This is a genomic window from Nonomuraea glycinis (assembly GCF_014646515.1).
Taxonomy (GTDB): Bacteria; Actinomycetota; Actinomycetes; order Streptosporangiales; family Streptosporangiaceae; genus Nonomuraea; species Nonomuraea glycinis.
The window spans coordinates 116102-130199 of record NZ_BMNK01000019.1 but is presented as its reverse complement, the minus strand read 5'-3'; the positions used below and the strand labels follow the sequence as shown (position 1 = coordinate 130199).

At 71.6% G+C, this 14098-nt stretch carries 14 protein-coding genes; 6 read left to right on the top strand and 8 right to left on the bottom strand.

Features of this window, described 5'->3' with window-relative positions; genetic code table 11:
* Positions 1–40: 40 nt before the first annotated feature.
* Together IEY87_RS38110 and IEY87_RS38105 are read right to left on the bottom strand one after the other, a co-directional pair.
* Positions 41–502, bottom strand: a complete 462-nt coding sequence (locus tag IEY87_RS38110) for a hypothetical protein (RefSeq protein WP_189143712.1) — start codon at positions 500–502, stop codon at positions 41–43.
* Between the two features lie 113 nt (positions 503–615).
* The gene (locus IEY87_RS38105; protein ID WP_225278004.1) at positions 616–1668 is read right to left on the bottom strand and encodes an RNA polymerase subunit sigma-70; all 1053 of its coding nucleotides are present in this window, start codon (positions 1666–1668) and stop codon (positions 616–618) included.
* A gap of 61 nt (positions 1669–1729) precedes the next feature.
* On the opposite strand from IEY87_RS38105, the gene IEY87_RS38100 reads away from it, so the two are divergent.
* Complete coding sequence (locus IEY87_RS38100) at positions 1730–2452, top strand: PIG-L deacetylase family protein (RefSeq protein ID WP_189143710.1); 723 nt, start codon at positions 1730–1732, stop codon at positions 2450–2452.
* A gap of 153 nt (positions 2453–2605) precedes the next feature.
* Here IEY87_RS38100 and thrS read toward each other — a convergent pair whose 3' ends face one another.
* The 3 genes from thrS to IEY87_RS38085 are packed head-to-tail and all read right to left on the bottom strand — an operon-like array spanning position 2606 to position 6141.
* The gene (thrS, locus tag IEY87_RS38095) at positions 2606–4573 is read right to left on the bottom strand and encodes a threonine--tRNA ligase (RefSeq protein ID WP_372462282.1); all 1968 of its coding nucleotides are present in this window, start codon (positions 4571–4573) and stop codon (positions 2606–2608) included.
* 35 nt (positions 4574–4608) lie between these two features.
* Entirely contained in the window at positions 4609–5214 is a 606-nt protein-coding gene (locus IEY87_RS38090; protein ID WP_189143708.1) for a glycoside hydrolase family 25 protein, read from the bottom strand.
* 30 nt (positions 5215–5244) lie between these two features.
* Entirely contained in the window at positions 5245–6141 is an 897-nt protein-coding gene (locus IEY87_RS38085) for a TIGR03564 family F420-dependent LLM class oxidoreductase (protein ID WP_189143707.1), read from the bottom strand.
* Positions 6142–6245: 104 nt separating this feature from the next.
* On the opposite strand from IEY87_RS38085, the gene pgm reads away from it, so the two are divergent.
* Complete coding sequence (pgm, locus tag IEY87_RS38080) at positions 6246–7877, top strand: phosphoglucomutase (alpha-D-glucose-1,6-bisphosphate-dependent) (RefSeq protein WP_189143706.1); 1632 nt, start codon at positions 6246–6248, stop codon at positions 7875–7877.
* A 6-nt stretch (positions 7878–7883) separates the two neighbouring features.
* Here the strand turns inward: pgm and IEY87_RS38075 are convergent, their stop codons facing one another.
* A complete protein-coding gene (locus tag IEY87_RS38075; RefSeq protein WP_189143705.1) occupies positions 7884–8573 on the bottom strand; it encodes a DUF2786 domain-containing protein in 690 nt (229 codons plus the stop codon).
* 21 nt (positions 8574–8594) lie between these two features.
* The gene (locus IEY87_RS38070) at positions 8595–9833 is read right to left on the bottom strand and encodes a hypothetical protein (RefSeq protein WP_189143704.1); all 1239 of its coding nucleotides are present in this window, start codon (positions 9831–9833) and stop codon (positions 8595–8597) included.
* 231 nt (positions 9834–10064) lie between these two features.
* On the opposite strand from IEY87_RS38070, the gene IEY87_RS38065 reads away from it, so the two are divergent.
* From IEY87_RS38065 to IEY87_RS38055, 3 genes are all read left to right on the top strand, one after another.
* The gene (locus tag IEY87_RS38065) at positions 10065–10343 is read left to right on the top strand and encodes a hypothetical protein (RefSeq protein ID WP_189143703.1); all 279 of its coding nucleotides are present in this window, start codon (positions 10065–10067) and stop codon (positions 10341–10343) included.
* Between the two features lie 108 nt (positions 10344–10451).
* Positions 10452–11621, top strand: a complete 1170-nt coding sequence (locus tag IEY87_RS38060) for a cytochrome P450 (protein WP_189143702.1) — start codon at positions 10452–10454, stop codon at positions 11619–11621.
* A gap of 131 nt (positions 11622–11752) precedes the next feature.
* Positions 11753–12028, top strand: a complete 276-nt coding sequence (locus IEY87_RS38055; RefSeq protein ID WP_189143701.1) for a DUF4031 domain-containing protein — start codon at positions 11753–11755, stop codon at positions 12026–12028.
* Here IEY87_RS38055 and IEY87_RS38050 read toward each other — a convergent pair.
* Positions 12025–12696 carry an HD domain-containing protein gene (locus tag IEY87_RS38050; protein ID WP_225278003.1) on the bottom strand — a complete coding sequence of 224 codons (672 nt, stop codon included), beginning with the start codon at positions 12694–12696 and terminating at the stop codon, positions 12025–12027. The genes IEY87_RS38055 and IEY87_RS38050 overlap by 4 nt on opposite strands.
* A gap of 84 nt (positions 12697–12780) precedes the next feature.
* Here IEY87_RS38050 and IEY87_RS38045 point away from each other — a divergent pair, with 84 nt between their 5' ends.
* Entirely contained in the window at positions 12781–14016 is a 1236-nt protein-coding gene (locus IEY87_RS38045) for an alpha-hydroxy acid oxidase (RefSeq protein WP_225278002.1), read from the top strand.
* Positions 14017–14098: the final 82 nt, after the last annotated feature.

Below are 14098 nucleotides of genomic sequence, written 5' to 3'. Positions count from 1 at the left end.
GCGCCACCCCCGTGCACGGGCTTACCGGCCCGCTCCGGTGTTACTTCAGACGGGTCATGTTCGAGTCGTAGCCGCCACCGCCCGGGTAGATCCAGGCGCCGGTGGCGGTGTCGCCGTCGGGGCTGAACGTGCCTCGGTAGTAGGCGGGTGAGCCCTTCTCGCCGCCCCAGATGGTGAGCGTGTCGCCGTCGAGTTCGTACACGTAGTCGAAGGTGTTGCCCTGGTTGTCGTAGAAGCGGGACTTGATGTCCTCGCCGGGCTGCTCCGCGCCGAAGGGCCGCTCCCGGCCGATCATCTCCACGCCGCTGATCCGCCGGCCGTACTGCTCGAGCTCGACCTCCTGGATGAGGAAGAAGCCGCCGTCGAGCCAGCGGTAGGTGGCGGTGCCCTCGGCGCCGCCGGTCACCCGCCAGGTGCCCACCAGCCGGTCCAGGGCCTTGAGCTGAGCGTCCGGCCGAGCCGTGTCGGCGGCGGTGCTACCGGTGGTGGTGTGCTCGGTCATGTCGGTGATCCCTTTGGTTCGTCGTTTCAACCGGTGTCGCCCATATGACCGGAGGGCGCGGCGAAAGGAATCGGCCCGGAGGGATAATTCAGGAAATTTCCTTTTTTCGCTGGTCAGAGGGTGTCCGGGAGGCCGAAGGCGGGGAGCACCTCCGGGGCGAACGTGGTGATCTCCGCGATCAGTCCGTCCTCGATGCGCACCACATCGAGATTGACGGCCGTGAACGCGGTCTCGCCACCGCGCCGGACATAGTTGGCGACCGCGGGCCGCCGGTTGGCGAAGGTGAGGATGGACCGCCACTCGCCCCACGCCTGCGCCCCCTCCACGACCGGACGCCACATGTCCAGGATCGCCTCGCGCCCGGCGTACAGCAGAGCCGCGGGCGGCATCGCCTGACGGGCGTCCTCGCGGAGCAGCGCGGCCAGGCTCACCAGGTCGCCCTCCTCCGAGGCCCGCATGTAGCGCCGCAGCACCGCCCGCTCCTCCTCGCTCGGCCTGCTCGCCGGGCCCCACTGGGAGCGCCGCTCGGGCAGGTGCAGGCGGAGGGTCGCCCTGGCCCGCTGCAGGGCGCTCTTGACCGCCGCCACGCTCATCTCCAGCGCTCCCGCGGTCTCCTCGGCCGGCCAGCCCGCCACGTCACGCAGGATGAGCACCGCCCGCTGACGCGGCGGCAGGTGCTGGATGGCGGCCAGGTAGGCGAGCTCGACCGTCTCCCTGGAGACCACGAGCGCGTCCGGCTCCCCGTCGCCCGGCCCCGCCAGGTCCAGCAACCGATCAGGGTAGGGCTGCAGCCACGGCACCTCCGCCAGTGCCGATCGCTCGCCGCCCTCCATGGTCACCACGACCTCACGCGAGCGAGCCGGGCCGGACAGGGCATCGAGGCACACGTTCGTGGCGATCCGGTAGAGCCAAGCCCTGAACGTCGAACGCCCCTCGAACGTCTCCCGCCCGCGCCACGCCTTCAGCAGCGCCTCCTGCACCATGTCCTCGGCCTCGACGTAGGACCCGAGCATCCGGTAGCAGTGCACCTGCACCTCATGCCGATAGCGCTCGGCCAGCTCGGCGAACGCCGCCTGATCGCCCGCCCGAACCGCCTCGACACCCTCGCCCGCTTGGGCCGCCCCCTGTGGCCGCGTCCCCACACCAGCCCCCGATTCGCCATTCACGCCGGCCATCGTAAGCCCCGGGTCCGACGGATTCGGGCTTGACCGGCTTACGGTGACGGGCATGGCTGAGCAACTCGCACCCATGCCCGGCGACTGGCGGCGCGCCCTGGCCGTGGTGGCGCACCCCGACGATCTCGAGTACGGCTGCGCGGCGGCCGTGGCGACCTGGACCGGTGAGGGGCGGGAGGTCACCTACCTGCTCGCCACGCGCGGCGAGGCCGGTATCGACACGCTCGAACCGGCCCAGGCCGGTCCGGTGCGCGAGCGGGAGCAGCGTGCCAGTGCCGCCGTGGTCGGCGTGACGAGCGTCGAGTTCCTCGACCACGCCGATGGCGTGATCGAATACGGTACGGCGCTGCGCCGGGATCTCACGGCCGCCATCCGCAGGCACCGCCCCGAGCTGGTGATCACGCTCAACTTCGACGACACCTGGGACGGCACGGTGTGGAACACCCCGGATCACAGAGCAGTCGGCAGGGCCACCTTGGACGCCGCCGGTGACGCCGGAAACAGGTGGATATTTCGCGACACCGACGCTGAGCCGTGGGACGGCGTCCGCTGGGTCGCCGTCGCGGGCACCGACTCCCCGACCCACGCCGTGGACGTCACCGACGGCCTGGAGGCAGGCGTCCGTTCCCTCATCGAGCACCGCGCCTACATCGAGGCCCTCACCGACGAGGACCCCGAGACCTACGCCCGTACCTTCGTCGAAGACACCGTCCGTCAGGCGGCGAAGCACTTCAACGGCGACCCCGCCGTGACCTTCCGCCTCTATCCCCGCTGACCGAGCGACCCCAACTGACCGAGCGACCCCAACTGACCGAGCGATGATGGCTGACCGAGCGATGATGGCTGACCGAGCGGTCCCGGCCGCCCCCGTCGCTTCGAGGAGGCAGCCGGGCGCGGCGGGCCGGACCCGCGAGGGGCCTCGCCGCGGTCAGACCTGGACGCGGCGCTCAACGGCGTCGATGATCTCGGCGATCGCCTCGTCCACCGGGACGCCGTTCTTCTGCTCGCCGTTGCGGTAGCGGAAGGACACCGCGCCGTTGGCGATGTCGTCGTCGCCCGCGAGCAGCATGAACGGCACCTTGGCCTTCTGCGCGTTGCGGATCTTCTTCTGCATCCGGTCGTCGGCCACGTCCACCTCGACCCGGATGCCGCGCTCGCGCAGCCGCTTGGCGATGTCCTGGAGGTAGGGGGCGTGGGCGTCGGCGATCGGGATGCCGACCGCCTGGACCGGGGACAGCCAGGGCGGGAACGCGCCGGCGTAGTGCTCGGTGAGCACACCGAGGAAGCGCTCGATCGAGCCGAACAGCGCCCGGTGGATCATGACGGGCGTCTGGCGGCTGCCGTCGGCGGCCTGGTATTCGAGCTCGAACCGCTTGGGCTGGTTGAGGTCGAGCTGGATGGTGGACAGCTGCCAGGTGCGGCCGATCGCGTCCTTGGCCTGGACCGAGATCTTGGGGCCGTAGAAGGCGGCGCCGCCCGGATCGTCGACCAGCTCCAGCCCGGACTCCTCGGCCGTCTGGCGCAGCGCGGCGGTGGCCTCGTCCCAGTCGGCCGGGTCGCCGATGAACTTGTCGGAGTCGTCGCGGGTGGACAGCTCCAGGTAGAACTCCGCCAGGCCGAAGTCGCGCAGCACGCTGAGCACGAAGGTGAGCAGGCTCTTGATCTCGCCGACCATCTGCTCGCGGGTGCAGTAGATGTGCGAGTCGTCCTGCGTCATGCCGCGCACCCGGGTCAGGCCGTGCACCACGCCCGACTTCTCGTAGCGGTAGACCGAGCCGAACTCGCACAGCCGCAGCGGCAGCTCACGGTAGGAGCGCCCGCGCGCCCGGAAGATCAGGTTGTGCATCGGGCAGTTCATCGGCTTGACGCGGTATTCGATGCCCTCCAGCTCGAAGGGCGGGAACATGTCCTCGGCATACCACGGCAGGTGACCGGAGGTCTCGAACAGCGTCGACTTGGTGATGTGCGGGGTGTTGACGAACTCGTAGCCCGCCTCGCCCTGCCGCCTGCGCATGTAATCTTCCATCTCCTTGCGGATGATCCCGCCCTTGGGATGGAAGATCGGCAGCCCGCTGCCCAGCTCCGGCGGGAAGCTGAACAGGTCCAGCTCCGCGCCGAGCTTGCGGTGGTCGCGCTTCTCGGCCTCCTCCAGCAGCTTGAGGTAGTCGTCCTGCTTGTCGCGGGACTCCCAGGCGGTGCCGTAGATGCGCTGGAGCTGCGGGTTCTTCTCGCTGCCGCGCCAGTAGGCGCCGCCGGAGCGCATCAGCTTGAAGGCGGGGATGGACCGGGTCGACGGCACGTGCGGGCCGCGGCACAGGTCCTTCCAGCGCAGGTCGCCGGTCTTGGCGTCGAGGTTGTCGTAGATGGTCAGCTGCCCCGCGCCGACCTCCACCGACTCCTCGTCCGCGGCGCCGCCCTTGAGCCCGATGAGCTCCAGTTTGTACGGCTCGGCGGCAAGCTCCTGGCGGGCCTCGTCGTCGGTCACGGCCCGGCGGGAGAACAGCTGGCCCTGCTTGACGATCTCGCGCATGCGCTTCTCGATGCGCTTGATGTCGTCGGGGTGGAAGGCCTGGGCGACGTCGAAGTCGTAGTAGAACCCGTTGTCGACCGGCGGGCCGATGCCCAGCTTGGCCTCGGGGAACAGCTCCTGCACCGCCTGCGCCATGACGTGCGCGGTGGAGTGGCGGACGATCGCCCTGCCCTGCTCGCTGGAGATCTCGATGGGCTCGACCACGTCGCCCTGCTCCAGCTGCCAGGCCAGGTCGCGGGCCTCGCCGTTGACCTGGGCGGCGATGACGGCGCGGCCGTCGGCCTCCAGCGCCTCGCCGGCCGTCGTGCCGGCCTCGACCACACGCTCGGCTCCGGCGAGGGTGATGCGTAGCTCGGCTGACACGATGGCTCCCTTGGATGGCACGAGATGGTGATCCGATGCTATCGCGGGTCGAACCCCAGCCTGGTCAGGTCCCGGCGGCTGCCGTGGAACACGTTACGGTCGACGGGGCTGTTGGCGTGCTGGTGGATCGTCCAGTCCTGCCAGGGCCGGGGCACCTCGGGCCTGCCGCGATGGCTGTGCGGGCTGGCGATCCAGAGCGGATAGCGCTCCAGCCCGGCGCAGTGACCCGCGGCCGCGAAGGAGTGGAAGGTGTAGATGAACGGGCGCACGCCCGAGCGCCGTTCGACGACGTGGCACCAGCGGCGGGCGTAGCGGGCGACCTCCTCGGGCCGCTGCCCGTCGGCGGTCTCCAGGTCGAGCGCGATCAGGTCGCCGCGGCGCAGCCCGCCCGCCGCCCTGACGGTGTGCAGGAAGTGGCGTGCCTGCTCGCCGGGGTCGCCCTTGGGGCGGGCGAAGTGGTAGGCGCCGCAGACGATCCAGCTCTCCCGCATGCCGTCCCAGTTGCGGGCGAACCACCGGTCGGTGAAGTCGCCTCCCTCGGTGGCCTTGGCGAAGGCGAACGCCACTCCGGACCGGGCGTGCCCGCCCCAGTCGACGGAGCCCTGCCAGTTGGACACGTCTATGCCGTGCAGCAAGCCCTTCATCGTGCCGGAGTTTATGGCGACGCCACCTGGTCAGCCCTTCGACGCGCCGATCAGCACGTCGAGAGTGCGCCGGCGGTCGCCCAGCACGGCGGCCACGAAGTCGGTGACGCCGGCCTCGGCGAGCTGGTCGATCTGGGCACGGACGGAGGACTCGTCGCCGACGATCGCCACGTCCCCGGGACCGGCCGCGCCCTCGCGGTCCAGCATGGCGCGGTAGGAGGGGAGCTGGCCGTACACCTCGAAGATCTCGTTGGCGCGGGCCCTGGCGGCGTCGGGGTCGTCGGTGACGCTGACGGGCAGCTCGCAGACGATGCGCGGGGGCTCGCGGCCGGCCTCGGCGGCGGCCGCGTTGATCGTGGGCGCGATGTGGTCGGCGACGGTCTTGGGGCCGGTCATCCAGAGCACGGTGCCGTCGGCCACGGTGCCCGCCAGCTTGAGCATGCGCGGGCCGAGCGCGGCGATGAGCACCGGGAAACCGGCGCCCGGCGTGCCGAGCCGGATATTGGCCTTCACGGTCTCGCCGGTGTAGTCCACCTGCTCGCCGCGGGAGGCGGGCAGCAGGACGTTCAGATACTCCGTCATGTGCCGGGCGGGCTTGTCGTAGCTGTAGCCGTACATGTTCTCGATCACGACCTGGTGCGAGAGCCCGATGCCGAGCGTCAGCCGCCCGCCCAGGGCGGCGTTGGCGGTCATCGCCTGCTGGGCGAGCGCGGCCGGGTGGCGCGGGTAGACGGGCACCACCGCGGTGCCGAGCTCGATGGCGTGCCCGCGGCCGGCGACGGCCAGCGCGGTGAGCGCGTCGACGCCGAAGATGTGGGACGACCACGCCGAGTCGAAGCCGTCCTCGGCGGCCTGGGCGATCGCGTCGCCCAGCTCGGCGAGCGGATCCTGGCCGGTGGGCTCGTTGAGCAGCAGTCCGAATCGCATGGCTCCAGAACTCCATTCGGTTGGCTCAGGCGAGTGTAACTCCGATCATGTACGCGAGCGGGTGTCGACCCGGCCGTCCTGGCGGAGATTTGTACAGTGGCCCCATGACCGACGAACGCGCGGGACAACCCGCTCAGCCCGCCGACCTGGTCGACGTCTCCAGGCTGGTGACCGCCTACTACGCGCTCCACCCGGACCCCGGCGAGGTGGCCCAGCGGGTGGCGTTCGGCACGTCGGGGCATCGCGGCTCCTCGCTGAACGCGGCGTTCAACGAGGACCACATCCTGGCCACCAGCCAGGCCATCTGCGACTACCGGCAGGCGCAGGGCACCGACGGGCCGCTCTACCTGGGCGTCGACACGCACGCGCTGTCGGAGCCCGCGCGGGTGTCGGCGCTGGAGGTGCTGGCGGCCAACGGGGTGCGGGTGCTGATCGACGCCCGCGACGGCTACACGCCGACGCCCGCGGTGTCGCACGCGATCCTCACCCACAACCGGGGCCGCGCGTCCGGCCTGGCCGACGGCGTGGTGATCACGCCGTCGCACAACCCGCCGGCCGACGGTGGCTTCAAGTACAACCCGCCGAACGGCGGACCCGCCGACACCGAGATCACCTCGTGGATCCAGGACCGCGCCAACGAGCTGCTCGCGCAGGGCCTGAAGGGGGTGCGCCGGGTCTCCTACGCCAAGGCCGTGGCGGCGGCGGGCCGTCACGACTTCATCGGCGCGTACGTGGACGACCTGCCGAACGTCGTGGACCTGGACGCGATCCGGGCCGCCGGGGTGCGGATCGGCGCCGACCCGCTGGGCGGCGCGAGCGTCGCCTACTGGGGGGAGATCGCCGAGCGGCACCGGCTCGACCTGACCGTGGTCAACCCGCTGGTCGATCCGACGTGGCGGTTCATGACGCTCGACTGGGACGGCAAGATCCGGATGGACTGCTCGTCGCCGCACGCCATGGCCTCCCTCATCGCCAATCGCGATAAATACGATATTTCCACGGGGAACGATGCCGACTCGGACCGGCACGGCGTCGTCACCCCCGACGGCGGCCTGCTGAACCCCAACCACTACCTGGCCGTCGCCATCTCCTACCTGTACGAGCACCGCGACGGCTGGCCGGGGGCGGCCGGGGTGGGCAAGACGATGGTCAGCAGCGGCATCATCGACCGGGTCGCCGCCTCGCTGGGGCGGAGCCTGTACGAGGTGCCGGTGGGCTTCAAATGGTTCGTGCCCGGTCTGCTGGACGGCTCGCTCGGCTTCGGCGGCGAGGAGAGCGCGGGGGCGTCGTTCCTGCGCCGGGACGGCTCGGTGTGGACGACGGACAAGGACGGGATCATCCTGGCGCTGCTGGCCTCGGAGATCCAGGCCGTCACCGGCCGCTCGCCCAGCGAGCACTACCGGTCGCTGACCTCGCGCCACGGCGAGCCCGCCTACGCCAGGGTGGACGCCCCGGCGACGCGGGAGGAGAAGGCGGTGCTGGCGAAGCTGTCGGCCGACCAGGTGACCGCCTCCAGCCTGGCCGGTGAGCCGATCACCTCCGTGCAGACCTCGGCGCCCGGCAACGGGGCGGCCCTGGGCGGGGTCAAGGTCTCGACCGCGAGCGCCTGGTTCGCCGCGCGGCCGTCCGGCACCGAGGACGTCTACAAGATCTACGCCGAGTCGTTCCAGGGCCCGGACCACCTGGCGAAGGTCCAGCAGGAGGCCCGGACCCTGGTCTCCTCGACCCTGGGCTGAAGACCTTCAGGTGAGTTCGCGGGGGGCGTCGTGGTGGACGCGGGTGCGGCCGAGGTCGGCTCGGCGGCCCGCCGCCACGCCGTCGCCGTAGCCGCTGCCGCTGGTGCGGGGCACGCTGAGCCGGATGCGCGGGTAGGCCGCCGCCACCGCGCGCTCGACCTCGGCGTGCCGGTCCGCGAGGACGAGGGCGGTGCCCGCCACCGGCGCCTCGGCCTCGGCGCGCCGCTCGGCCTCGCGCAGCAGCCGGTAGACCTCGTCGGTGAAGCCGAGCAGCCACGACCGCCGGTAGGCCCGCACGGCCGTCACCTCACCCGGCGGCCGTACGCGGGCCAGGCCGGAGGCCATCTGCAGCAGCAGGGACGTGGCGAGCAGCTCCGCGCGCTCCAGATCGGCGGCGAAGCCGAACACGTGCACCCGGTGCCCGCCGTCGCCGCGCCCGATGAGCAGCGGGCGGCAGCGCAGCGCCTGGGCGACCAGGCTGACCAGCCGGGCCTTCTCCCCGGCCCAGGGGCCGGGGACGGTGACGATCCGGTCGCCAGGCGCCTGGCGGGGCCGCTCCGGGTCGAGGGAGTCGATGCCGTACTTGGCCATGAGCGCGGACGCCGCCGCCATGAAGGCGGCCCGCTCGTGCTCGTTGTCCGTACGCTCGGCCTTGGCCAGCAGTTTCCTGACCCGCTCCAGCGTGCGTCCGCGCACCCACTCCCCCGCTCCTGGGACCTATGACTTGGTCAGCACCCGCCCGTCGGCGGCGATGACCGGGAAGGTGCCGGTGTCGACGATGCCGTGCTGGTGGTAGAGCGCCTCGATGAGGGCGTGCGCCTGAGGCTCCAGCTTCCACAGCGAACGATACTCGCGCGCCGTGGTCAGCGAGATGCCGATCTCCTGGGCGATGTCGACCGTGCGGGGCACGATGCCCTTGGCGATCTGCCGGTCCCAGAACTCCCTGGACGCCCGCATCAGCACCGCTCGCTGGGCGGTGTCGACGACCTGCGGGTTGGGGTCGAGGATCTCGACGTCCTCGTCCTCCTCGTCCACGAGCTGGGCCAGCGCCGGCGGCAGCGCGGGCCTGGCGGGCACCGGGTGGTGGTCGGCGTGCGGCTCCCACGGCACGCGCGGGTCGGCGTCGATGAGGGCGGAGGTGTTGTAGAGGGCGGCGATCTGGGCGAGCAGCGCCTCCTGGCGGGTGGCGTCGACGGCCAGGCCGGTGTGCTCGACGGCCTGGTCCATGGCCTTGTCCAGCTTGGCCAGCGCGGCGCGGACCTTCCGCTCGGGGGCGCCGCCCTCGCGCAGCACCTTGGCCTGCTTGGCGGCCAGCGCGACGCGGGTGAGCCTGCGGTGCGCGTCGACCTCACTCGCCGTACGGTCGCTGACCTCGGCGATGCCGAGCCTGACCAGCAGCCGCTCGGGGGTGAGACGCCAGTTGATCCGGCCGGTGCCGCGGATGCGGTGCCGCTCGATGGCCATGCCGCGCTCCCACAGCCAGGCGGCCACCAGCGGCGCGGCGAGCCTGAAGATCGCCTCGGGCAGGCTGTGCGCGTCCATGCTGGACAGCACCGCCGTGAGGCAGGTCAGAGCCCATACGGCGATGCCGTCGATGCCGGCGGAGTAGTTCTCGCGCATGTTGCGGCGGGCCCGTACGGCGGAGGTGATGATGGCCACTTCGATGAAGGCGAACAGCAGCAGCCGGAGGGGGCCGTCCAGGCCCAGCACGTCGCCGGAGAAGCGCCACATGCCCTGGGCGGAGACGCCGGTCGCGATGGACGCGGCGACGACGGTGAGTACGTCCTCGATGGGGCGGGGGGCGACGTAGCGGGCGACCAGCCAGGTCAGGGCGCGCCAGGCGACTCTGAGCACCAGGTAGGCCAGCACGAGGCCGACCAGGCTCAGGAGGGTGATGACAGCGGTCGCGAGTGGCTTGTCTGTGATGAAGGCAGTGATTTCCTCGAATGTGGGCATCAGTCACTATCCGTGAGGCTCAGGCTTGGGCTTTAAACGACGAGATCATCGCAGAATGTCGCCATCTTGTATGCCAAACACCGCCTGCTGCCCCACTTTGCCCGTCTTTCCCCATACGTCCCACCTGCATGATCAGTGCGCGGGACCGTACCAAAATCGCTTCTTGAGGACCGTCGCGCACGCCGGGCCCGAGGCTCACAATGGAGGGGCGAATCGGCCCTAGGAGGATTTGTGAGCAAGCGATCCCGCAGGCGCCGCGCGCTCACCGGTGGCGCGCTCGGCCCGCGGCCCGGTTTCGGGCCGGGCGAGCCGCACGAGCCCGGTGCGGATGATGATCCCCCGTTCGACGATCCCTTCGGCGGTGACGGCGGGGTGCGCGAGCCGCGCAGGCCCAAACCCGCGCCGCCGTCCATGACCATGGAGGCGCCGCCGCCCGAGCCGCCGCTGCGGGCCCGCGACCGGACGCTGCCGCCGCCCGGCGAGATGACCAGCGTGCTCACGCCAGGTTGAGATGAAATCTCGTCCTTCCGGAGGGGGCGCACCCTGCCTATAAATGGGACCATCTATGGAGGGATTTATCCCAACATGGTGCGATGCATCCCAAATAGGACGGATTCGATGACTGACTCAGAGTTCCCCCTCGTCCAGTTCATGCGTGACGGGTTCGATCCCGACGCCGAGCTCGCGCGCATCCGCGCCGAGCAGCCCGTCTTCCCCATGGCCATTCCTGGCGGGCAGACGGTGTACCTGGTCACGCGGTGGGACGACGTGCGCAACGTGCTCGGCGACCATGAGCGTTTCAGCAACGACTTCGCCGGCGTGATCGGCCTGGGCTCCAGCCAGGAGGACCCCGGCGGCCTCGGCTTCCGCGACCCGCCCGAGCACACGCGGCTGCGCAGGTTCCTGACGCCCGAGTTCACGGTGCGCCGCCTGCGCCGGCTCGAGCCGCGCATCGAAGCCATGGTCGAGGAGCACCTGGACCGGATGGAGGCCAAGGGCTCCCCCGTCGACCTGATGGAGGAGTTCGCGCTGCCGCTCCCGTCGCTGGTCGTCTCCGAACTGCTCGGTGTTCCGTACGAGGACCGCGCCGACTTCGTGAAGATCAGCACGAACCGCTTCGACTTCACCGCCGGTCCGGAGGCGTCGCTGCAGGCGGTCAACGACGCGATGGCGTACCTGACGGAGCTGGTGGCCCGCGAGCGGCGCAACCCGGGCGAGGGGCTGCTCGGCCAGTTGCTGCGCGACCACGGCGACGAGCTCGACGACCGGACGCTGGCCAGCATGGCCGACGGCCTGCTGACCGGTGGCCATGACACCAGCACCAGCATGCTCGCGCTCGGCACCCTGTGGCTGCTGGAGAACCCCGAGCAGGCCGCCAAGGTGCGCGAGGTCGACGGCTACGTCAACGACGTGGTCGAGGAACTGCTGCGCTACATGACCGTCGTGCAGGTGGCCTTCCCCCGCTTCGCCCGCGACGACCTGGAGCTGCACGGGCAGCTGATCAAGAAGGGCGAGCTGGTGCTCTGCTCGCTGGCCGCCGCCAACCGCGACCCGAACCTGGGCGAGGACATGGACCAGGTCAGGCCGGGCCGCGCGACGGTGGGCTCGCACCTGTCGTTCGGGCACGGCATCCACCGCTGCCTCGGCGCGCCGCTGGCCCAGATGGAGATGCGCATCGCCTACCGGGGACTGCTGCGCCGCTTCCCCGGCCTGCACGTCGCCGGCGAGGTCCCCTGGCGCAAACTGGCCATCGTCTACGGCGTGGACAAGCTACCCGTCGCCTGGTAGCCGAGCCACCTACGCGACCGCACGGCCGCGCCGCAAAGCCGCGCGGCCTCGGCGAGCTGACCGTACGCGGCGGGGGTCGCGGTGACCGCCCACTCGTGAACCCTGTTCGCGAGCGCCCTATTCTTGGCGTCGTGACCGTGCTCATCGACCCTCCCCACTGGCCCGGCCCGCGGGGCCTCATGTGGTCGCATCTGGTCAGTGACCTGTCCCACGCCGAGCTGCACGACTTCGCCGTCCGACTGGGCGTGCCGGCGCGGGCGTTCGACCGGGATCACTACGACGTGCCGGAGAGCGTGCACGCACGGGCCGTGTCACTGGGCGCGCATGCGGTCAGCTCCCGCGAGCTGCTACGCCGCCTGATCGACGCGGGCCTGCGCCGCCGCAAAGTCCACGGCGCGACGAGCTAGCGTGCCTGCTCCAGCGTCGTGAGCTCGGCGTTCATGTGGGTGCGTGCCCGCTCTTCCCACAGCTCCCGCGCCCGCGGGGTCCTGAAGAGCTCCGGTACGGCCAGCAGCCGGCGCAGCACCTGGGCGCGGCCCTGCCGGAAGAGGTCGTCCGGTACGTGGGCGTACTCCTGGCGGATGGCGGCCGCGTACTCGTCGTAGCCGTCGCCGCCGAGCACGGCCAGGTCGGCGTCGCACAGGACGGCGCCGTCGCGGTCGGTGCCGGTGAGCGTGTCGTGCGCGGCGGTCAGCCGTACCAGCCGGGCCACCTCGGCGATCCGTGCGGGCGGCACGCCGCAGCGCGGCAGCCTGGACTGCGCGAGCTGGGCGCTGCGCTCCTCGTCCCAGCCGGGCCTGCCGTCGTAGACGGCGTCGTGGAACCAGGCCGCCAGCCGTACGGCGTGCGGGTCGTCGGCCTGGTCGGCGAGCCGGTCGACGGCGGCGAGCACGGCGGCGAGGTGGGTGCGCGTGTGGTAACGGCGATGCGGCTCCGACCAGCGGGCCACCAGCTCGGCGCCGACGGCCTCGGCCGCCGACGACTCCCCGGCCTCGGCCCGCCAGCCCCTCAGGCACGGACCCTCAGCCCGCCAGCCCCTCAGGCACGGGCCCACAACCCATCGGCTCGTCAGCATGGGCCCACAACCCATCCGCTCGTCAGCATGGGTCCACGATAGGGCCGCGGCCACGGGGAGACGCGCGGCCCCCGGCTTGCTAGCGTGGCGGGCATCGACGTGACATCGGGTGATCCTCGGCGGCTGCCTCGCTGGCGGGAGTTGCGGGCGTTCATGCCCGGGCGGCCGCGGCTGTTCCCGTCGCGGGAGCGGCGGCTGGCGCGCGCGGCCGACGTGGCCGATCTGCGGCGGCTGGCGGCGCGGCGGGCGCCGCGCGTGGTGTTCGACTATGTGGACGGGGCCGCCGAGGGCGAGGTGTCGCTGGCCAGGTCGGTGGAGGCGTTCGGCCGGGTGGAGTTCCGGCCGCGGGTGCTGCGTGACGTCGCGCAGGCGCCCACTGCGGTGGAGATTCTGGGCCGGCAAATCGGGATGCCGGTGGTGCTGGCGCCGACGGGCTTCACCCGGATGATGCACCGGGAGGGCGAGCGGGCGGTGGCTCGGGCGGCGGCCAGGGCCTCGGTGCCCTACACCCTGTCCACGATGGGCACGACGACGGCAGCGGACGTCGCGGCGGCGGCGCCCGGCGGCTGGAACTGGTTCCAGCTCTACGTGGTGCGCGATCGGGGCCGCACCCGGGAGTCGCTGCGCCTGGCTCGGGCGGCGGGCATGGACGTGCTGGTGGTGACCGTGGACGTGCCGGTGGCGGGGGCGCGGCTGCGTGACGTACGGCACGGCATGACGATGCCGCCCTCCCTGCGCTGGGGCGGGGTCCTGCGGGCGGTGGGCCGGCCGGCCTGGTGGTTCGACTTCCTGACCAGCGAGCCGCTGCGTTTCGCCACCGTCGAGGGGGCGCCCGACGACCTGGCGGGGATCACGAACCTGCTGTTCGATCCGACGGTGACGATGCGGGATCTGTCGTGGATCCGGTCGGAGTGGGAGGGTCCGCTCCTGGTCAAGGGTGTGCAGCGGGTGGACGACGCCAAGGAGCTGGCGACTTTGGGGGTGGACGGGGTGGTGGTGTCCAACCACGGCGGGCGTCAGCTCGACCGCTCCCCCACGCCGCTGGAGCTGCTGCCGGAGGTGGTGGCGGCGGTGGGTGACCGTACCGAGGTCTTCCTGGACGGCGGCGTGCGCAGCGGCGCCGACGTGGCGGCCGCGGTCGCGCTGGGCGCCCGCGCCTGCTTCGTCGGCAGGGCTTACCTGTACGGACTCATGGCGGGCGGTGAGCCGGGCGTGGACCGGGCGCTGCAGCTCATCCACGCCGAGTTGGTGCGCACGCTGCAACTGCTGGGCGTCGGCGGGGTGGCCGGGCTGAACCAGGACGCGGTCCACCTACGCTGACGGCGGCACGCCACCCGCACGGGGCCCACCTGCGCTAACGGCAGCGCGTCACACGCACGTGGCCCGCCTGCGCTAACGGCAG